This is a genomic window from Streptomyces anthophorae (assembly GCF_049310305.1).
GTDB lineage: Bacteria > Actinomycetota > Actinomycetes > Streptomycetales > Streptomycetaceae > Streptomyces.
This window is the reverse complement of sequence record NZ_JBLWQQ010000001.1, coordinates 302234-319720: the sequence shown is the minus strand read 5'-3', so window position 1 is coordinate 319720 and position 17487 is coordinate 302234. Positions and strand designations below refer to the sequence as shown.

The following is a 17487-nucleotide window of genomic DNA, read 5'->3' as shown; positions in this document are numbered from 1 at the left end:
TGTTCCTCGCCGCTGGTCCACAGGACCGTCACACTTGCCGCGAATGCCGCTCAGGACCCGTCGGCCCCGGACGCCTCCTGGGCGATCCGGTCGAACTGCGCGCCCATCGCCTCGGACAGCGCCTGCGCGGCCGACAGCGGGCGCACCATCACCATGAAGTCGTCGATCAGGCCGTCCTCGTCGAAGTGCAGGAAGTCGGCGCCGGTGATCTTCCGGTCGCCGACCCGCGCCTCGAAGACGAGCACGTGGTCGCGCCCGTCGGGGTCGCCGATCTCCCGCACGTAGCGGAAGTCCTCGAAGACGCGGGTGACACCGCGCAGGATCGCCGCGGTGATCGCCTTGCCCGGGTAGGGCTTGAACACGACGGGGCTGGTGAAGACGACGTTCTCGGCCAGCAAGGCCTCGACCGCGTCGAGATCGTCCTTCTCCACGGCCGCACGGAAGGGATGCATGGGTGCCACCTCGGTTCCTCGCCCATCGACTTCATAGGCAACAAATTGAATAGGTGCGGGTGACAGTAATCGCATCGCTGTATGGTGTCCATATGTCGCTCAAGTACGCCGTCCTGTCCGCACTGCTTGAGGGCGAGGCCTCCGGGTACGACCTGGCGAAGATCTTCGACGTCTCGGTGTCGAACTTCTGGGCGGCGACGCCCCAGCAGCTCTACCGCGAGCTGGAGCGGCTGACGGCCGACGGGCTGATCGACGCCCGAGTGGTGTCGCAGGAGCGCAGGCCGAACAAGCGGATGTTCACGCTGTCCGAGGCCGGCCGCGCCGACCTCGCGGCGTTCACGCGGCGGCAGCCCAAGCCGCTCGCGCTGCGCGACGAACTCATGGTGAAGGTGCAGGCCCTCGACATCGGCGAGCTCGATGCCGTCCGGGCGCACATCGAGGAGCGCATGGACTGGGCGCGCGGAAAACTCGCCCGCTACGAGCGGGTGCGGCGGCACCTGCTCGGCGAACGGGACGAGGACGACTTCCTCGCCGAAGGGGAGCGGATCGGCCCCTATCTGACACTGCTGCGCGGCATCTCCTTCGAGGAGGAGAACCTGCGCTGGGGGCGGCGCGTCCTGGAGATCCTGGAGCGGCGCGCCGCCCGCGCCGCTCAGCCCTCCGGGTCCCCGGAGGGCTCGGGCTCCTTGAGCTGAAGCCCGTTCTCCCAGATCTTGTTGAGCGTCGTCACCAGCTTCTCGTACGGGATGCGCTGGCCGAGGACGAACACCAGGTACGCCATGCGGCTCACCATGACCGACAGGGCGTGCGCCGTCACCAGCGGGTCGAGGGCCGGGTCGGCCGCGCCGGAGTCCTGAAGGGAACGGATCAGCTTGGCGTTGCGGCGCGCGAACGCGTTGCCCCGCTCGATGCGCAACTGCTTGAACGTCTCGTCGACCTGGGCGACCTGCTCGAAGAGCGCCATGAGGCGGGCGTTCTTCTTGTAGGCGCGCAGATATTCGCGGTTCGACGCGTCGATCATCTCGCGCGGATCGGTGATGCCGGTGCGTTCGCGCAGATGCGGATGGAGCATCTCCTCCTGCACCTGCGCGACGAGCGCCTGGAAGATCTCTTCCTTGCTGTTGAAGTACGTGTAGAACGAGCCGGACGCGACATGCGCGGCCTTGGAGATGTCAGTGATCCGGGCGTCGAGATACCCGTCGCGCTCGAACACCTCACGGGCGGCGACGACCAGCGCGTTGCGCGTGCGGACGCCGCGGGCGCTGCGTGGTGTGATGGGTTGCTTCTGTCCGCCGTCTGCGGCCGGGGCATGGGCAGCCAACGCGGGTCCCTCCGTTCGTGTTTCCACTGGTGGACGCGCATCCGTCAGAGGGTGTGCACCCACCGGTGGCTGCGGATCGTATCAGCCGACACCGGCGAGGAACTCGAGAAGAGCGGCGCTGACCGCACCGGCCCGCTCCTGCTGGATCCAGTGCCCCGCCCCGTCGAGCACGACGCTCCCGCGCAGATCGGTCAGCACCTCCTCGAGCCGGTCGGCGGGCATGAACCGGCCCACCGGATCGGCGGACCCGGTGACGAAGAGCGAGGGGCAGTCGATGGTGCGTCCGGCGAGGTGCTCGGTCAGCTCCCAGGTGCGGTCCAGGTTCCGGTAGTAGTTGAGGCCGCCGGTGAAACCGGTGCGCTCGAACTCCTCGACGTAGTAGGCGAGTTCCTCGTCGCTCAGCCACGGCGGCGGCGGGAACTTCTCGTCCGGACGCTCCGCCCACTCGGCCGACCAGATCTCCCGCGTCACCAGTGTCCTGCGCACGTTCCGCGCGAGGGCGCGATCGGCGACACCCGGCTCCTGGAACCACACCATGTAGAAGGCGTCGCCGAGCCGCCGCTGCATGACGGGCAGGGGCGCCACGGGGGAGCGGGGAGTCACCGGCACACTCATCCCGACCACTGCGCGCACCCGCTCCGGGTGTGCGAGCGCCATCTGCCACACCACCTGCGCGCCCCAGTCGTGCCCCACGAACACCGCGTCGTCCGCGTCCACGGCATCGAGCAGCCCGACAAGGTCCGCGCAGACCGTGAGCGTGTCGTACGCGTCGACGTCGTCAGGTCGTGAGCTGCCGCCGAACCCCCGCATGTCCGGCGCGAGCACCCGGTACCCCGCCGCACCGAGCGCGAGCACCTGATGGCGCCACGAGAAGGCCAGCTCGGGAAAGCCGTGGCAGAGCACCACCAGTGGCTTCTCGGAATCGGCGGGACCGTGCTCGAAGACGCGCAGCGAGATCCCGTTCACCTCGACCTGCCGTGCGGCCACGCGCTTCCACTCGGTCACGGGGGCGGGGGTGGTCATCTGGGCAACTCCTCGAACTCGGCACCGGGTGACAACTTGAACAGTCCCTGTTCAAGGGCATGTTCAAGGTATTGAAGTTGACGTTGGGTTCAAATATACAGGGGGGCGGCCGCAGGCCACAGCGGTCGTGACATGTCCGGACGACGGAGGAGCCCCGCACGTGAATCCGCCCACCGCACAGCCCAGAAAAGGCTCCGAGCAGGCAGCCGCCGGAACAGCTCCGGCGCGCGCCTCGGGCAAGCTACTTGCCGCCGGACTCATCGGAAGTTCCATCGAGTGGTACGACTTCTTTCTCTACGGGACGGCCGCCGCGCTGGTCTTCCCGCAGGTCTTCTTCCCCGACTCCACGGCGCTGACCGGCACCCTGCTGTCGTTCAGCACGTTCTGGGCGGGCTTCGTCGCCCGGCCGATCGGCGGAGTCGTCGCGGGACACCTCGGCGACCGGCACGGCCGCAAGGCGATGGTCGTCCTGTCCATGGCACTGATGGGCGCCTGTACGTTCCTCATCGGCTGTCTTCCGGGCGCCGGGGTCCTGGGCGCCGCCGCGCCGCTGCTCCTGGTGATGCTCCGCTTCGTGCAGGGCCTCGCCTGCGGCGCCCAGTGGGGCGGCATCGCGCTGCTGCTCACCGAGTCCGCGTCACCCAAACGCAAGGGATACGCGGGCACCTTCGGACAGATGGGTGTCTCGCTCGGTGTGTTCCTCGGCAACGGCGTCTTCCTCCTCGCGAGTGCGGTCACCTCGGACGAGGCGTTCATGAGCTGGGGATGGCGCATCCCGTTCCTGGTGAGCGCCGTGCTGCTGCCCGTCGTGATGTACGTGCAGAACAAGGTCGAGGACTCGCCCGAGTTCCGGGCCATGGCCGAGCAGGCCGCCGCGAAGAACGAGAAGGAGAAGGTCGCCCGGGCGCCCGTCGTCGAGGTCATGCGCACCAAGTGGCGCACCGTGCTGCTCGCGGCCGGACTCCTCGCCGGCACCAACTGCCTCTTCTACATCAGCATCGCGGGCGTCATCAGCTACGCCGCCGAACACCTCGGCCTCGACAAGGACTCCATCCTCCTGGTCGCACTCCCGGTGACCGCCGTCGGCGCCGTGTTCGTCCTGTGGGCGGGATGGCTGTCCGACCGGGTCGGACGCAGGCCCGCCGTGCTCGTCGGGGCCGCCATCATCGTGCTGTGGGCGTTCCCCTACTTCTGGCTGGTCAACACCGGGTCCCTGCTGTGGCTCGGCGTCGCCGTCCTGATCGGTGGATTCGGCCAGTCCCTCACGTACGGACCGCTCGCCGCGTACATCGGTGAACTCTTCGAGCCGCGCGTGCGCTACTCCGGCGCCTCCCTCGCCTACCAGCTCGCCGCCCTCACCATCAGCGGGGGCACCCCGCTCATCATGACCGCGATCATCGGCGGCACCGGCGGCACCACCTGGGTGTCCGTGTTCGTCGCGGTGATGGGCCTGCTCACCTTCGGCTGCGCCTGGGTCCTGCGCGAGACCAACCCGCGCGAGGTGCGCGAGGACCCGACAGCGGTGCCGGGGGCTCCGGCCGCCGCGGAAGGAGCCGGAACGTGACGACCACCGATCAGGACCTGGCGTACGCCGAGCGGCGCGGCGCCGTGACCGTGGTGACCCTCAACCGCCCCGACCGGCTCAACGCCTGGACCAACGAGCTGGAGGACCGCTACTTCGCGCTCCTCGACGAGGCGGAGGCCGACCCCGAGGTGCGCGCGATCGTCGTGACCGGGGCGGGCCGCGGGTTCTGCGCGGGCGCCGACATGGCCGAGCTGGAGCGGATCGGCTCCGCCGACGCGGAGCGCGAGGAGCGGCCGAAGAGGGACCGGCCCCGCTGGTTCCCGCTGAGCCTGCGCAAGCCGCTGATCGGCGCGATCAACGGGGCGGCGGCGGGGCTCGGCCTCGTCGAGGCGCTGTACTTCGACATCCGGTTCAGCACACCCGACGCGAAGTTCACGACGTCGTTCGCGCGGCGCGGGCTGATCGCCGAGTACGGGATCGCGTGGCTGCTGCCCCGGCTCGTCGGGCCCGCGCGGGCGGCGGACCTGCTGTTCTCGGGGCGGGTGGTGCGCGGCACGGAGGCGTACGAGATGGGGCTCGTGAACCGGGTCGTCGAGCGGGACGCGCTGCTCGACGAGGCGGTCGCCTACGCCACGGAGCTGGCGACCTGGTCGTCGCCGACATCGATGAGTGTGATGAAGCAGCAGCTCCGCGAGGCGTTCGAGACGGACTTCGAGGGGGCGGCGCGGAGGGCGGAGGCGCTGATGGAGGAGTCGTTCGGGCGGGCCGATGCGGTGGAGGGGGTGCGGAGCTACTTGGAGGGGCGGGAGCCGGGGTTTCGGCCCCTGGGGCCGGCCTGACCCGATGTCGCGGTGGCCCGGCGCGCGGTCTCGGGGCTCTGCCCCGGGCCCCGCTGGCTCTCGTCCAAAGAGCGGGGCTTGATTTGCCGGCCCGCCGCCGACGGGCTTGATTCGCCCCTGAGTTCCCTACGGAAAGGTTCGCATGACCAACGCCTCCGCCTCCGTCTGGGCCCACGCGACCGCGGCCCCGGAACGTGTCGCACTGCGCGGTGCCGCAGCCGGTGTCTGGACGTACCGGCAGCTATGTGAACGGGCCTGCGCCGTAAGGGAATTGCTGGACGCGCACGGCATCCGGCCCGGTGACCGGGTGTTGCTCGTCGCGCCGTCCGTCCCCGAGTTCGCCATGGCGTACTACGGGATCCTGGCCGCGGGCGGAATCGCCGTGACCGCGAACACCATGGCCACCGAGCGCGAGTTGACGTACATGGGGCGGGACGCGGACGTGCGGCTCGTACTGGCGTGGAGCGCGCTCGCCCCGGTGGCGCGGCGCACGGCCGATGAACTCGGCGTGCCCTTCCGGGAGTTGGATGAGGGGTTGCGTGGGATCGCGCCCGCCGCCTCCACCCCCGAGCCGCTCCCCGCCGACGTCCATGACACCGCCGCCCTCCTCTACACCTCCGGCACCACCGGCAAGCCCAAGGGTGCCCAGCTCACCCACGGCAACCTCGCATCATGTGCCGCGATCTTCTGTGACATCCACGCCATCGGCCCCGACGACCGCGCCGTCACCGGCCTCCCGCTCTTCCACGTGTTCGGGCAGGCCTGCGTGATGGGGACGACGATGCGCGCGGGTGGCTCGCTCACCCTGCTCGAACGGTTCGACGCCGGCGCCATGGCGGCGCTCATCCGGCGCGACCGGCCCACCTTCATCGCCGGCGTGCCGACCATGTGGAACGCGCTGCTGAGGGCCACCGACGACGAGGAGGTCGACTTCGCGGGTCTGCGGCTCGCCTCCTCTGGTGGTGCCTCCCTGCCCGTGGAGGTCATGCGCGCCTTCGAGGAGCGGTTCGGGTGCACCATCGTCGAGGGCTACGGCCTCACCGAGACCACGGGCGCGGGCACCTGTCATCTGGCGGGCGAACCGGCCGGGCCGGGGACCGTGGGGCGCGCCCTGCCGGGCTGCGAGGTCGCCGTGCGCGACGACGAGGGCGCCGAGCTGCCGCCGGGGGAGGTGGGCGAGGTGCACATCAGGGGGCCCGTCGTCATGAAGGGGTACTGGAACCGGCCCGACGCGACCGGGGAGGCCCTCGACGCCGACGGCTGGCTGCGGACCGGCGATCTCGGCTCCCTCGACGCCGAGGGTGACCTGCGCATCGTCGACCGCAAGAAGGACCTCGTCATCCGCGGCGGCTACAACGTGTACCCGCGCGAGGTCGAAGAGGTGCTGTACGAGCACCCCGACATCGTCGAGGCCGCCGTCATCGGGGTGCCCGACACACACTACGGCGAGGAGGTCGCGGCCGTCGTCGCCCTGCGCGCTGGTGCCGCTCTCGACGTACAGGCGCTGCGGGCCTGGGCCAAGGAGCGGCTGTCCGCCTACAAGGTGCCCCATCTGCTCGCGGTGGTCGACGAGTTGCCGAAGGGTGCCACCGGAAAGATCCTCAAGCGTGCCATCGATCCGGACCTCGTCGCCCGTGGCCGGCTGTGACCCGCCGTCCTGTCCGCCGCTCCAGGATTCTCTAGAACTTGACGTCGGATTCAAGTACGGTGAGTGCCACGCACCGGGTGGGACGAAGGAAGCGAAGGAGCGGACAGCGGGATGTTGATCAACGACAAGGTCGCGATCGTGACCGGAGCCGCCGGGGGGATCGGCGCCGCAGTGGCCCAGCGCCTGCTGGAGGCCGGCGCCCGAGGTGTGCTGCTCACCGACCTCGACGCGGCCCGCCTGGACGAGACCGTGCGGCGGCTCGCCGGGAGCCACGAGGGGCGTGTCGCCGGGCTGGCCGGGGACGCGGGTGACACCGGGCACCTGCGCGGCCTCATCGCTGCGGCGGAGGAGGGCTTCGGGCCCGTCGACCTGTACTTCGCCAACGCCGGGATCAGCGGCGGCGCCGGGCTCGACGCCTCCGAGGAGGAGTGGGACCGTGCGCTCGACATCAACGTGATGGCACATGTGCGCGCCGCGAAGCTGCTCGTACCGGGCTGGGTGGAGCGCGGCGAGGGGTACTTCTTCTCGACCGCGTCGGCCGCGGGCCTGCTCACGCAGATCGGCTCGGCGACGTATGCCGTCAGCAAGCACGCCGCCGTCGCGTTCTCCGAGTGGCTCTCGGTCACGTACGGGGACGAGGGGGTGCGCGTGAGCTGCCTGTGCCCGCAGGGTGTCGAGACGGAGCTGCTCATGGCGGGCACCCGCTCCTCCGACCCCACGGAGCAGGCCGCTGCCCGCGCCGTCCTTGACGCCGGGAACCTGCTCAAGCCGCTCGACGTGGCCGACGAGGTGCTCGCGGCCGTCGGCGACGAGCGCTTCCTCGTCCTTCCGCACCCGCAGGTGCTCGACTTCTACCGGCACAAGGGCAGCGATTACGACCGCTGGCTGCGCGGCATGCGCCGCTACCAGAAGTCCGTGCGATGAGCGGCGAACCCGTGCGCGACGCCGTCCTCTTCGACTTCGGCGGCGTGCTCACCACCAGCCTCATCGACGCCTTCGAGGACCTCGGGCGCGAACTCACCGGTGAACCCGGCCTGTTGCTGCGTCTGCTGACGCACGACAAGGAGAGCAGCGACCTGCTCGTCGAGCACGAGAAGGGGCTCATCGGGCAGCGCGCGTTCGAGGAGGGCTTCGCGGCGCGGCTGCGTGCTCATGGGGCAGATGTCGAGGCCCCCGGACTCGTCACCCGCATGCAGGCGAACCTGCGCCCCGACCCGGACGTGGTCGCCCTCGTCGCGAAGCTGCGCGCGGAAGGGCACCGCGTCGGACTGCTCTCCAACTCCCTCGGCGACGACTGCTACGCGGGCTTCGACCTGCCCGCGCTGTTCGACGCCGTCACCATCTCCGGCGAGATCGGCGTCCGCAAACCCTCGCGGCGCGCCTACGCCATCGCCTGCGAACGCCTCGGCGTCGCACCCGAACGGACCGTCATGGTCGACGACCTGGAACAGAACATCACGTCCGCGGCCCGCATCGGCATCGCCGGGGTCGTGCACCGCGACGCCGCCACGACCACCGCGGAACTCGACCGCCTACTGGGCGCGTCGGGCCGCGTGTGACACCGTACGTAAAGACTTGGGAGGAACCACTCGTGTACGAACAGTCCGCCAGGGGCAAGGAGTACCAGGAGAAGCTGCTCGCCTTCATGGACGAGCACATCTACCCCGCCGAGGCGGTCTACGCCGCGCAGATGGCCGAGTCCGGCGACCCGCACTTCCACCCGCCGGTCATCGAGGAGCTGAAGACCGAGGCGAAGAAGCGCGGCCTGTGGAACCTGTTCAGCCCGCACCCCGAGTGGGGCCCCGGGCTCACCAACCTCGAGTACGCGCCGCTCGCCGAGATCATGGGCCGCAGCGCCGGTCTCGCCCCCGAGGCCACCAACTGCAACGCGCCGGACACCGGCAACATGGAGGTCCTCACCCTCTTCGGTACCGAGGAGCACAAGGAGAAGTGGCTCAAGCCGCTCCTCAACGGTGAGATCGCCTCCGCGTTCGCCATGACCGAGCCCGCGGTGGCCAGTTCGGACGCCAGCAACATCCAGATGCGGATGGAGCGCGACGGCGACGACTACGTCCTCAACGGCCGCAAGTGGTGGACGTCCAACGCCCTGCACCCCAACTGCAAGGTCCTCATCGTCATGGGCAAGACGGACCCCGACGGGCCCGCCTTCCGCCAGCAGTCGATGATGGTCGTGCCGATCGACACCCCCGGTGTCACCATCGTGCGCGGACTGCCCGTCTTCGGCTACCAGGACCGCGAGGGCCACGCCGAGGTCCTCTTCGAGAACGTACGGGTCCCGGCCACCGCCCTGCTCTCCGGCGAGGGCGACGGCTTCATGATCAGCCAGGCCCGCCTCGGCCCCGGCCGCATCCACCACTGCATGCGCGCCATCGGCATGGCCGAGCGCGCCCTCGACCTGATGATCGACCGGGCCCAGGCCCGCACGACCTTCGGATCCCCGGTCGCCGACCGCGGCAACATCCAGGACTGGATCGCCGAGGCCCGCATCGAGATCGACATGGCGCGACTCCTCACGCTGAAGGCCGCCTACCTGATGGACACCGTCGGCAACAAGGAGGCGCGCACCGAGATCGCCGCGATCAAGGTCGCCGCGCCGAACGTCGCGCTGAAGATCGTCGACCGCGCCATCCAGGTGCACGGCGGCGGCGGTGTCTCCGACGACTTCCCGCTCGCCAGCATGTACGCGCACCTGCGCACCCTGCGCCTGGCCGACGGCCCCGACGAGGTGCACAAGCGGACGATCGCCCGGCGCGAGCTGCGCCGCCGGCAGAAGGAACGGGGTGAGAAGTGACCTCTGCGGAGGCCTCTTTGCACGGACGGGTCGCGCTCGTCACCGGCGCGTCGCGGGGCATCGGCCTCGCGGCGGCCGGCGCCCTGCGCGACCGCGGCGCCCGCGTCGTGGTGACCTCGCGTGACGAGGAGCGCGCCAAGGAAGCGGCCCGCGGGCTCGGCGACGGCGTCGAGGGGTTCGGGGCGCACGCCACCGACGAGGACGCCGCGCGCGCCTGCGTCGAGCATGTGGTGGAGAGCTACGGCCGTCTCGACATCCTCGTCAACAACGCCGGTACGAATCCGGCGTACGGCCCGATCGTCGACCAGGACCACGGGCGCTTCGCCAAGGCCATGGACGTCAACCTGTGGGCGCCGATCCTGTGGACGTCGCTCGCGGTGAAGGCATGGATGGGCGAACACGGCGGCGCCGTCGTCAACACGGCCTCCATCGGGGGGCTTTCGGTCGCCAAGGACGTCGGGATCTACCACGTCTCGAAGGCCGCCCTGATCCACCTCACCAAGCACCTCGCCCTCGAACTCGGCCCGAAGGTGCGGGTGAACGCCATCGCTCCCGGCGTCGTGCGCACGCGGCTCGCCGAGGCGCTGTGGCAGGACAACGAGGAGGCGATCGCGGGCGCGACACCGCTCGGCCGGATCGGCGAACCCGAGGACATCGGCGAGGCCGTCGCCTTCCTCGCCGGTGAGGGCGCCCGCTGGATCACCGGCGAGACCCTCGTCGTGGACGGCGGTCAACTCGTCGGCTCGGGCCCGTTGTAACCGCCCGATGGATGGGGGTGGTCCTCCAGGTGAAGCGTGCGCGAGGATGGAGGCATGACCGCGGCCCAGCGCGCCATGACCGAGCTCGGGACATGGCCGACCCTGGTAAGTGGCCCGCCCCAGTGCTCGGTTGGGCACGCGTTCCGCGCGGCGGGCCACGATCTTGTGCACTTCCACGCCGACGACTGCGCCGATCTGTACCTGACGTCGTCGGCCGTGCAGCGACTGCTGCCCCAATTGCGACACAACAGCGCCATCAGGGTGCAACCGGGGGCCTCCTGGATTACCGTGCTCCTCGAGTGCGACACGGATGTGCAGCTGTTGCTGAGTCTGGTGAGCGTCGCCCTGAAGGAACACGATGCGCACGCCACCCCCTCACCTCCGTGTGACTGGGAGCGCGGCTAGCGACGAGAGGCGAGCGCCGATGCGCAAGATCGTTTTCATGATGGGCATCTCCCTCGACGGCTATATGGAGGGCCCCGGCCGGGACATCGGCTGGCACCGGGTCGACGAGGAACTGCACCAGCACATGAACGATGTGTGCGGCTCCTTCGGCGGCATCCTGGCCGGACGCGTCACGCACGAACTCATGGCCGACTACTGGCCCACGGCCGACAAGGACCCCGAGGCCTCGCCGGCCACCGCCGAATTCGCGGGCATCTGGCGCGAGGTGCCGAAGATCGTGTTCTCCCGGACGCTGAAGCCGGGGCCCGCGGAGTGGCACACCACCGTCATGCCGGAGGTGGCGCCCGAGGCGATCCGCGCGCTCAAGGAACAGTCCGGCGGCGACCTGGTGATCGACGGAGCGAATCTGGCGAAGACGTTCATCGAGCACGACCTCGTGGACGAGTTCCGGGTCTATGTGCACCCGGTGATGATCGGCACCGGCACTCCCATGTTCCATTCTTCGGAGACCTTCGCGGTGCGTCCCCTGCGTCTCGTGGAGACGCACACGTTCGGGAACGGGGTCGTCCTGCTGCGGCACGAGCGGGACCGCGGCTGAGCCGGACGATATCGCCGTGGGCGAAGCGCGGTGCGCGGCCCACGTGCGCCCTCGTACGGTGGGCCGATGAGCATCCAGGAGAGCCCTCGCCCCCGTCCCGCTGCGGCCCCGGAGCCCCTGTGGCGTGACGTCGTCGGCGGAGTGCTGCGGCGGCGCAGGCGGGCGCAGGGGCGGACGTTGCAGGACGTGGCGGATGTCGCCGGGATCTCGATGCCCTACCTGTCGGAGGTCGAGCGCGGGCGCAAGGAGGCCTCGTCGGAGATGCTGGCCGCCGTGGCGGGAGCGCTCGGGCTCGGTCTCGTCGACGTACTGGCCCTGGCGCAGGGGGAGTTGGTGCGGGCGGTGCGGCCGGTCCGGCTGGTTTCCGCCCTCGGCGGCACCGCGTCCGGCCGGGGCTCGCGGGGCACGGTCTGCCTCGCCGCCTGAGCCGGTTCAGCCCTCTTCGAGGTGGCGCCGCAGCACCGGGACGTGGCTGTGCTCGATGTCCTTCACCGACGTCACGAGCGTCACCCGCCCGTGCTCGGCGAGGCCGCGCACCCGGTCGACGAGTTCGGCGCGCTCCGGTTCGTTCAGTTCCGCCGCATAGCGCTCGGCGAACGCGTCGTACCGGTCCGCCTTGTCCTCGTGGTACCAGGAGCGCAGTCCCTTCGACGGCGCGATGTCCTTGAGCCACTCGTCGATGTCGGCGCGCTCCTTCGACACACCGCGCGGCCAGAGCCGGTCGACCAGCAGACGGGTGCCGTCGGCCGGGGCGGCCGGATCGTAGACCCGGCGGACGGCGAAGGATCCGGAGCCATGATGTGCGGTCATGGACCCATTGTGCTGCGTACCCCCGCGGTGCGCCGTGGGGGCGGGGGAGGGGCCGGGTGTCAGCCGTTCGGCCCATGCGCGATGGCGGGGCGCGCTGTTCCGTAGGGACAGTCGAGCATGACCCAAGCACCGTACGACCCGCAGACTCCCCACCGGACGCCCGGCGGCGACGCCCCGCAGGGGCAGGGTCCGCTCGGCAGACTTGCCCAATCCGCCTGGCAGGCCGTGCTGCTCATGGGCGTCGCCTCGGTGATCCTCGGGGTGCTCGTCCTGGCCTGGCCGGGCGCCTCGCTGCGCGTGGCGGGCATCCTGTTCGGCGTGTACCTGCTGGTGAGCGGCATCTTCCAGCTCGTCGCCGCGTTCGGTACGCACGCGACGGCCGGGATGCGCGTCATCGGCTTCATCAGCGGCGCCCTGTCGGTGCTGCTCGGCCTGTTCTGTTTCCGCGATGCGATGGAGTCGACGCTGCTGCTCGCCCTGTGGATCGGCATCGGCTGGCTGTTCCGCGGCATCACGCAGACCGTCGCCGCGGCCTCCGACCCCGCCATGCCCACCCGCGGCTGGCAGATCTTCCTCGGCGTCATCACCGCGCTCGCCGGCGTCGTCCTGATCGTGTCGCCGTTCGAGACCCTGGCGGTGCTCACGCTGGTCACCGGCATCTGGCTGCTCGTGGTCGGCGTCGTGGAGATCGGCACGTCGTTCGCGGTCCGCAAGCGGGCGAAGGACATCCCCGCCGGGGTGTGACCGCGGCCGCCGGTACGCACGCATACGGCGAGGGCCCCGCTGAGGCAGCGGGGTCCTCGCCGTATGCGTGCGTGGGGGAGTGGGCGGGTCAGACGCCCACGGCCTCCTCCATCTCCTCTTCCTGCTCCTGGTCGCGGACGGACTCCCGCTTGTGCTTGTGCGCGGGAGCCGGTGCGACGGCGGCGGGGGTGCCGCGCCGGCGCTCGGTGAGGGCCGCCACCGCGATCATGGCCGCGCCCACGAGCAGCCAGGCCACGAGCGTCCAGATGTTGCGGGCGAGGTCGTGCTGCCCGAAGTAGAGCAGGCTGCGGGCGCCCTCGACGTATCCCGCGCCGTTCCAGAAGCTGTGCAGGCCGCCGAAGAAGCCGTTCTGGAGCTCGGGCCGGAAGATCCCGCCGGAGCTGGTGAAGTTCAGCATCACGAACAGCACCATCACGCCGAGCGTCGTCCACTTCTTCAGGAACGTGTGCAGTCCTACGCCGACCAGGAGGACGCCCGCCGAGTACAGCCACGTCATGCCCCACAGGCCCCACAGGTGGCTGTGCGCGAGATGGAAGACGGGTCCCGCGAACGCCGCGCCGATCAGGCTGACCACACCGGACGCGCCGACGACGAGCAGGGTCCGGGTGCGCATCCGCAGCGCGGCGCCCGCGCCGCCGATCACCGCGACCGAGGCGTACGAACCGATGCTGACCGCGACGAGCAGGAAGAACAGGCCCTGGCCCGTAGGGTCGTCGTCCACCGAAGGCGCCACGTCGGTGACCTTCAGGGGAGCGCCCTGCTCGGCGGCGACCGGCGTGAAGATCTTCTGGACGGCGGAGACGGTGGTGTCGGAGCCCGCGGAGGCCACGATCAGCTCGGGCCTGTCGCCGAGGACGTAGGCGCCGTCGATGTCCCGCGTCCTGAGCTGGTCGACCGCGCTGGAGCGGGCGTCGAGCGTGCGGACGTCGAGGGCGTCGCCCGCCTTGTCCTTCACCGTCTGCGCGAAGACCTTCGCCTGCGGGCCCGAGCCGACGACGGCGATCGGCAGGTGGTGCGGCTCGGGCGAGGCGAAGGCGCCGAGATAGGCGAGGCCCATGCCGACGCACATCAGAAGCGGGGTGAGCAGATGCGTCAGGACGTGGCGCAGCGCAGGCTCGCGCGTGCCGCTCATGAGCAGGACCTCCACGGATCGATTGGTTGGCTTATACAACTCTTGGTGCAGTTGTACTGTACAACCATGAAGGGGGTCGGAAGTCCTCGGGCGGGTGTGACCATGGCCACCCGGTGGCGAAGCGGCAGGTCAGGCGGGGCGGGACAGCGGAGGGCCCGCGGCGGCGTGCGCCGGTGGCGCGGGCCGGGCGTCGCCGCCGTTCTCGTACGTCCGAAGGCGCTCGCGCAGGGCGTGCATGCGTAGGCTCGTCTCGTACAGATAGCGGACCTTCGTCCGCATCACCCACGGCTCGATCGGCTTGGACACGTAGTCGGCGACGCCGAGCTCGAAGGCCTGGGTGGCGAGCTTGGTGTCCTGGCCCGCGCCGGTGATCAGCATGATGGGGATGTCCTGGGTCTGTTCCAGGCGCCTCATGTAGTTGGCGACCTCGAGGCCGCCGACGTCGGGCATCAGGACATCGAGCAGGACCAGGCCGATGCCGCCGCGCAGCACCGCCTTGAGGGCGTCGTCCCCGGTGGTGGCCCGGTCGATCGGGTAGCCCAGCGGTGCCAGCGCGCTCTCCATCGCGAACAGGGTGTCGTCGCGGTCGTCCACGACGAGGATCCTCGGCCGTGCAGCGGTGGGCATCGCCAAGCGCCTCCCCTCGTCGGCACCGCCAGCATATGCCGGAATCAACAGGAGGGAAGGGGTCGCTCAGTCCTCTCCGCGCACCAGATTCCAGTCGGTGTCGCGGTCGTTGGCGCCACCGGTGGGCTCGGGGCCGTCGCGCCGCGCGGCCCTACAGGTGCGGATCCTGCCCTTGACCTCGCGCTTGGTCTCTGCGGGGTGCGGTGCACGCTCCTTTGTGTTCATGATCCGATCCTTCTCCGACCGAAAACCGACGGGATTCGGTCGAGTTCGGTTGTAGACGGGTTTGTAGACGGGTTTGTAGACGGGTTCGTGGACGGGTTCGTGGACGGGGGGCCCGTTCAGCCGGTCTTCGGTGCCGGGTGCTTCGCGCAGTGCGTCGCGAACGGGTGCCCCGCCGGGTCGGAGTACAGGCGCATCTCGTTCGGGCCGCGCGCGCCACGGGTCTCCAGCGGCCGGGCGCCAAGGCCGATGAGCCGGCGCTCCACCTCGTCGAGATCCTCCTGGTCCACCAGGAAGTCGAGATGGGCCTGCTGCGAGTCGTCGGGGCGCGGCCAGCTGGGCGGGGCGGCGTTCAGGTCGCGGCGGAAGGACATCCGCATGCCCTGCTCGCCGACGACGTCGATGCGGTTGCTGCCGGGCGACGACTCGATCTCACCGTCCAGCAACGTCCGGTAGAACTCGGCCAGTTCCTCGGGCTCCGCGCAGTCCAGGACCAGTACTCCCGCCCGCACCAGGCTCATGTCTCCTCCTCCTGCGCACCCCCGTGGCGCGCATCGTGGCGTCGAGTACCCAGCGCGCGCGGTACCAACCCGGGTTTCCCCGCCCCCTGGCTGGTCACCCGGCCCTCGGCAGTCATCCACCGAACCGAACGAAAGGGTCCCGGCATGAGCACCAAGGTCGCCGATCACGTCCTCGACCGGCTGCGCGCCTGGGGCGTGGAGCAGGTCTTCGGCTATCCGGGCGACGGCATCAACGGCCTGCTCGCCGCCTGGGGCAGGGCCGACAACCGGCCCGAGTTCGTCCAGGCGCGGCATGAGGAGATGGCGGCTTTCGAAGCGGTCGGCTACGCGAAGTTCAGCGGCCGCGTCGGTGTCTGCGTCGCCACGTCGGGCCCCGGCGCGATCCACCTCCTGAACGGCCTGTACGACGCCAAGCTCGACCACGTACCCGTCGTCGCGATCGTCGGCCAGACCGCCCGCAGCGCCATGGGCGGCTCCTATCAGCAGGAGGTCGACCTGCACACGCTCTACAAGGACGTCGCCTCCGACTTCGTGGAGACCGTCAACGTCCCCGAACAACTGCCCAACGTCCTCGACCGGGCCATCCGCACCGCCACCGCGCGCCGCGCCCCCACCGCCGTGATCATCCCGGGGGACGTGCAGGAACTCGACTACAACCCGCCGCCCCACGCGTTCAAGATGGTGCCCTCCAGCCTCGACCGCAGCTCGTGGACCGCCGAACCCGCGCAGGAGGCGGTGGAACGGGCCGCCGAGGTCCTCAACGCCGGTGACAAGGTGGCCATCCTCGTCGGACAGGGCGCGGCGGGAGCGAAGGACGAGGTGTGCGAGGTCGCCGAACTCCTCGGCGCCGGAGTGGCCAAGGCGCTGCTCGGCAAGGACGTCCTCTCCGACGAACTCCCGTACGTCACCGGGGCCTCGGGCCTGCTCGGCACCCGCCCCTCCTACGAGCTGATGCGGGACTGCGACACGCTCCTGACCATCGGCTCCAGCTTCCCGTACGCCCAGTTCCTGCCCGACTACGGCAAGGCCCGCGGCGTGCAGATCGACATCGACCCGCACATGATCGGGATGCGCTACCCGTACGAGGTGAACCTCGTCGGCGACGCCCGCGCCACGCTCCGCCGCCTGCTGCCGCTGCTGCGCCGCAACGAAGGCCGCGACTGGTTCGACGAGACGTGCGCGAGCGTGCGGCGCTGGCACGAGGTCATGGACCGCCGCGCCCAGTTGAGCGCCGACCCGATCAACCCGGAACACGTAGCCCGCGCCCTCGACCCGCTGCTCCCGGACGATGTGATCCTGACCTCGGACTCCGGCTCCGCCGCGAACTGGTACGCCCGGCACATCACCATGCGCGGGACGATGCGCGGCTCCCTGTCCGGCACACTCGCCACCATGGGCTGCGGCGTCCCCTACGCCATCGGCGCCAAGTACGCGCACCCGGACCGGCCCGTCGTGGCGCTCGTCGGCGACGGCGCGATGCAGATGAACGGGCTCGCCGAACTCATCACCGCCGCCAAGTACCGGCACCGCTGGAGCGATCAGCGGCTCGTCGTCGGCGTGTTCAACAACCGGGACCTCAACCAGGTGACGTGGGAGCTGCGCGCCATGGGCGGCTCGCCCTCCTTCGTGCCCTCGCAGGAGCTGCCCGACGTCGACTACGCCGCGTTCGCCCGGCAGTTGGGGCTCACCGGCGTCCGCGTCGAGAAGCCCGGCGACGTCGCCGATGCCTGGCGTGCGGCGCTCGCCGCGGACGGGCCCGCCGTCGTCGACTTCCGCACCGACCCGTCCGTCCCGCCGATCCCGCCGCACGCGACGTGGGAGCAGATGGAGTCCACGGCCGAGGCGATCCTCAAGGGCGACCCGCAGAGCACCGACGTGGTCAAGCAGGGGTTCAAGGCGAAGGTGCAGGAGTTCCTGCCGGGCGCCGGCAAACGCGGTGACCACTGACGGACACCACTGACGTAGTTTGGGGTCCGACCTGACATCGGTGGGGCCTTGAGGGCAGGGGGAGCGGCAGTGGAGGCGCGGG

At 70.4% G+C, this 17487-nt stretch carries 21 protein-coding genes; 13 read left to right on the top strand and 8 right to left on the bottom strand.

Annotated features, from left to right (window positions below; translation table 11 throughout):
- Positions 1-50: 50 nt before the first annotated feature.
- Positions 51-452, bottom strand: a complete 402-nt coding sequence (locus tag ACNYS0_RS01370) for a nuclear transport factor 2 family protein (RefSeq protein ID WP_422470752.1) — start codon at positions 450-452, stop codon at positions 51-53.
- A gap of 92 nt (positions 453-544) precedes the next feature.
- On the opposite strand from ACNYS0_RS01370, the gene ACNYS0_RS01365 reads away from it, so the two are divergent.
- Positions 545-1147: a PadR family transcriptional regulator gene (locus ACNYS0_RS01365; RefSeq protein WP_422470751.1), complete on the top strand. Its 603-nt coding sequence runs from the start codon at positions 545-547 to the stop codon at positions 1145-1147.
- On the opposite strand, the gene ACNYS0_RS01360 is transcribed toward ACNYS0_RS01365, so the two are convergent.
- Both ACNYS0_RS01360 and ACNYS0_RS01355 read right to left on the bottom strand, forming a co-directional pair.
- Positions 1105-1773: a TetR/AcrR family transcriptional regulator gene (locus ACNYS0_RS01360; protein WP_422470750.1), complete on the bottom strand. Its 669-nt coding sequence runs from the start codon at positions 1771-1773 to the stop codon at positions 1105-1107. The genes ACNYS0_RS01365 and ACNYS0_RS01360 overlap by 43 nt on opposite strands.
- A gap of 81 nt (positions 1774-1854) precedes the next feature.
- Positions 1855-2796, bottom strand: a complete 942-nt coding sequence (locus ACNYS0_RS01355; RefSeq protein WP_422470749.1) for an alpha/beta fold hydrolase — start codon at positions 2794-2796, stop codon at positions 1855-1857.
- A gap of 160 nt (positions 2797-2956) precedes the next feature.
- Here ACNYS0_RS01355 and ACNYS0_RS01350 point away from each other — a divergent pair, with 160 nt between their 5' ends.
- The 10 genes from ACNYS0_RS01350 to ACNYS0_RS01305 all read left to right on the top strand — a co-directional run bounded on the left by ACNYS0_RS01350 (position 2957) and on the right by ACNYS0_RS01305 (position 11807).
- Positions 2957-4360 (top strand): MFS transporter, encoded by a 1404-nt coding sequence (locus tag ACNYS0_RS01350; protein WP_422470748.1) that lies wholly within the window; start codon positions 2957-2959, stop codon positions 4358-4360.
- The gene (locus ACNYS0_RS01345) at positions 4357-5160 is read left to right on the top strand and encodes an enoyl-CoA hydratase-related protein (protein WP_422470747.1); all 804 of its coding nucleotides are present in this window, start codon (positions 4357-4359) and stop codon (positions 5158-5160) included. Before ACNYS0_RS01350 ends, ACNYS0_RS01345 begins: the two co-directional genes overlap by 4 nt.
- A 142-nt stretch (positions 5161-5302) precedes the next feature.
- Positions 5303-6808 (top strand): long-chain-fatty-acid--CoA ligase, encoded by a 1506-nt coding sequence (locus ACNYS0_RS01340; protein ID WP_422470746.1) that lies wholly within the window; start codon positions 5303-5305, stop codon positions 6806-6808.
- 111 nt (positions 6809-6919) lie between these two features.
- On the top strand, positions 6920-7732 hold the full coding sequence (locus tag ACNYS0_RS01335) for an SDR family oxidoreductase (protein WP_422470745.1): 813 nt from the start codon (positions 6920-6922) through the stop codon (positions 7730-7732).
- Positions 7729-8367, top strand: coding sequence for an HAD family hydrolase (locus ACNYS0_RS01330; protein WP_422470744.1), 639 nt, complete (start codon positions 7729-7731; stop codon positions 8365-8367). Before ACNYS0_RS01335 ends, ACNYS0_RS01330 begins: the two co-directional genes overlap by 4 nt.
- Positions 8368-8399: 32 nt before the next feature.
- Positions 8400-9620, top strand: coding sequence for an acyl-CoA dehydrogenase family protein (locus ACNYS0_RS01325; protein ID WP_422470743.1), 1221 nt, complete (start codon positions 8400-8402; stop codon positions 9618-9620).
- Complete coding sequence (locus ACNYS0_RS01320; protein ID WP_422470742.1) at positions 9617-10378, top strand: SDR family oxidoreductase; 762 nt, start codon at positions 9617-9619, stop codon at positions 10376-10378. The genes ACNYS0_RS01325 and ACNYS0_RS01320 overlap by 4 nt, the downstream gene beginning before the upstream one ends.
- A 54-nt stretch (positions 10379-10432) precedes the next feature.
- Positions 10433-10783, top strand: a complete 351-nt coding sequence (locus tag ACNYS0_RS01315) for a luciferase domain-containing protein (protein WP_422412173.1) — start codon at positions 10433-10435, stop codon at positions 10781-10783.
- Positions 10784-10802: 19 nt separating this feature from the next.
- On the top strand, positions 10803-11381 hold the full coding sequence (locus tag ACNYS0_RS01310) for a dihydrofolate reductase family protein (RefSeq protein WP_422470741.1): 579 nt from the start codon (positions 10803-10805) through the stop codon (positions 11379-11381).
- A 66-nt stretch (positions 11382-11447) separates the two neighbouring features.
- A complete protein-coding gene (locus ACNYS0_RS01305) occupies positions 11448-11807 on the top strand; it encodes a helix-turn-helix domain-containing protein (RefSeq protein WP_422470740.1) in 360 nt (119 codons plus the stop codon).
- A 6-nt stretch (positions 11808-11813) separates the two neighbouring features.
- Here the strand turns inward: ACNYS0_RS01305 and ACNYS0_RS01300 are convergent, their stop codons facing one another.
- Entirely contained in the window at positions 11814-12191 is a 378-nt protein-coding gene (locus ACNYS0_RS01300) for a DUF488 domain-containing protein (RefSeq protein ID WP_422470739.1), read from the bottom strand.
- A 117-nt stretch (positions 12192-12308) separates the two neighbouring features.
- On the opposite strand from ACNYS0_RS01300, the gene ACNYS0_RS01295 reads away from it, so the two are divergent.
- Complete coding sequence (locus ACNYS0_RS01295; RefSeq protein WP_422470738.1) at positions 12309-12935, top strand: HdeD family acid-resistance protein; 627 nt, start codon at positions 12309-12311, stop codon at positions 12933-12935.
- An 88-nt stretch (positions 12936-13023) separates the two neighbouring features.
- Here the strand turns inward: ACNYS0_RS01295 and ACNYS0_RS01290 are convergent, their stop codons facing one another.
- From ACNYS0_RS01290 to ACNYS0_RS01275, 4 genes are all read right to left on the bottom strand, one after another.
- Positions 13024-14088: an ABC-2 transporter permease gene (locus tag ACNYS0_RS01290; RefSeq protein WP_422470737.1), complete on the bottom strand. Its 1065-nt coding sequence runs from the start codon at positions 14086-14088 to the stop codon at positions 13024-13026.
- Positions 14089-14217: 129 nt separating this feature from the next.
- The gene (locus ACNYS0_RS01285) at positions 14218-14715 is read right to left on the bottom strand and encodes a response regulator (protein ID WP_422470736.1); all 498 of its coding nucleotides are present in this window, start codon (positions 14713-14715) and stop codon (positions 14218-14220) included.
- A gap of 66 nt (positions 14716-14781) precedes the next feature.
- Positions 14782-14940, bottom strand: coding sequence for a hypothetical protein (locus tag ACNYS0_RS01280; protein ID WP_422470735.1), 159 nt, complete (start codon positions 14938-14940; stop codon positions 14782-14784).
- A gap of 116 nt (positions 14941-15056) precedes the next feature.
- Entirely contained in the window at positions 15057-15458 is a 402-nt protein-coding gene (locus ACNYS0_RS01275; protein WP_422412160.1) for a VOC family protein, read from the bottom strand.
- Positions 15459-15602: 144 nt separating this feature from the next.
- Between ACNYS0_RS01275 and ACNYS0_RS01270 the strand changes: the two genes are divergently transcribed.
- The gene (locus ACNYS0_RS01270; protein WP_422470734.1) at positions 15603-17405 is read left to right on the top strand and encodes a thiamine pyrophosphate-requiring protein; all 1803 of its coding nucleotides are present in this window, start codon (positions 15603-15605) and stop codon (positions 17403-17405) included.
- The last annotated feature ends 82 nt before the right edge of the window (positions 17406-17487 follow it).

Bases quoted from the DNA above. Each gene is read 5' to 3' on its own strand.
- ACNYS0_RS01370 (WP_422470752.1), bottom strand. From the start codon at position 452: ATGCATCCCTTCCGTGCGGCCGTGGAGAAGGACGATCTCGACGCGGTC.
- ACNYS0_RS01365 (WP_422470751.1), top strand. From the start codon at position 545: ATGTCGCTCAAGTACGCCGTCCTGTCCGCACTGCTTGAGGGCGAGGCC.
- ACNYS0_RS01355 (WP_422470749.1), bottom strand. From the start codon at position 2,796: ATGACCACCCCCGCCCCCGTGACCGAGTGGAAGCGCGTGGCCGCACGG.
- ACNYS0_RS01340 (WP_422470746.1), top strand. From the start codon at position 5,303: ATGACCAACGCCTCCGCCTCCGTCTGGGCCCACGCGACCGCGGCCCCG.
- ACNYS0_RS01335 (WP_422470745.1), top strand. From the start codon at position 6,920: ATGTTGATCAACGACAAGGTCGCGATCGTGACCGGAGCCGCCGGGGGG.
- ACNYS0_RS01330 (WP_422470744.1), top strand. From the start codon at position 7,729: ATGAGCGGCGAACCCGTGCGCGACGCCGTCCTCTTCGACTTCGGCGGC.
- ACNYS0_RS01315 (WP_422412173.1), top strand. From the start codon at position 10,433: ATGACCGCGGCCCAGCGCGCCATGACCGAGCTCGGGACATGGCCGACC.
- ACNYS0_RS01310 (WP_422470741.1), top strand. From the start codon at position 10,803: ATGCGCAAGATCGTTTTCATGATGGGCATCTCCCTCGACGGCTATATG.
- ACNYS0_RS01305 (WP_422470740.1), top strand. From the start codon at position 11,448: ATGAGCATCCAGGAGAGCCCTCGCCCCCGTCCCGCTGCGGCCCCGGAG.
- ACNYS0_RS01300 (WP_422470739.1), bottom strand. From the start codon at position 12,191: ATGACCGCACATCATGGCTCCGGATCCTTCGCCGTCCGCCGGGTCTAC.
- ACNYS0_RS01295 (WP_422470738.1), top strand. From the start codon at position 12,309: ATGACCCAAGCACCGTACGACCCGCAGACTCCCCACCGGACGCCCGGC.
- ACNYS0_RS01290 (WP_422470737.1), bottom strand. From the start codon at position 14,088: ATGAGCGGCACGCGCGAGCCTGCGCTGCGCCACGTCCTGACGCATCTG.
- ACNYS0_RS01285 (WP_422470736.1), bottom strand. From the start codon at position 14,715: ATGCCCACCGCTGCACGGCCGAGGATCCTCGTCGTGGACGACCGCGAC.
- ACNYS0_RS01280 (WP_422470735.1), bottom strand. From the start codon at position 14,940: ATGAACACAAAGGAGCGTGCACCGCACCCCGCAGAGACCAAGCGCGAG.
- ACNYS0_RS01275 (WP_422412160.1), bottom strand. From the start codon at position 15,458: ATGAGCCTGGTGCGGGCGGGAGTACTGGTCCTGGACTGCGCGGAGCCC.
- ACNYS0_RS01270 (WP_422470734.1), top strand. From the start codon at position 15,603: ATGAGCACCAAGGTCGCCGATCACGTCCTCGACCGGCTGCGCGCCTGG.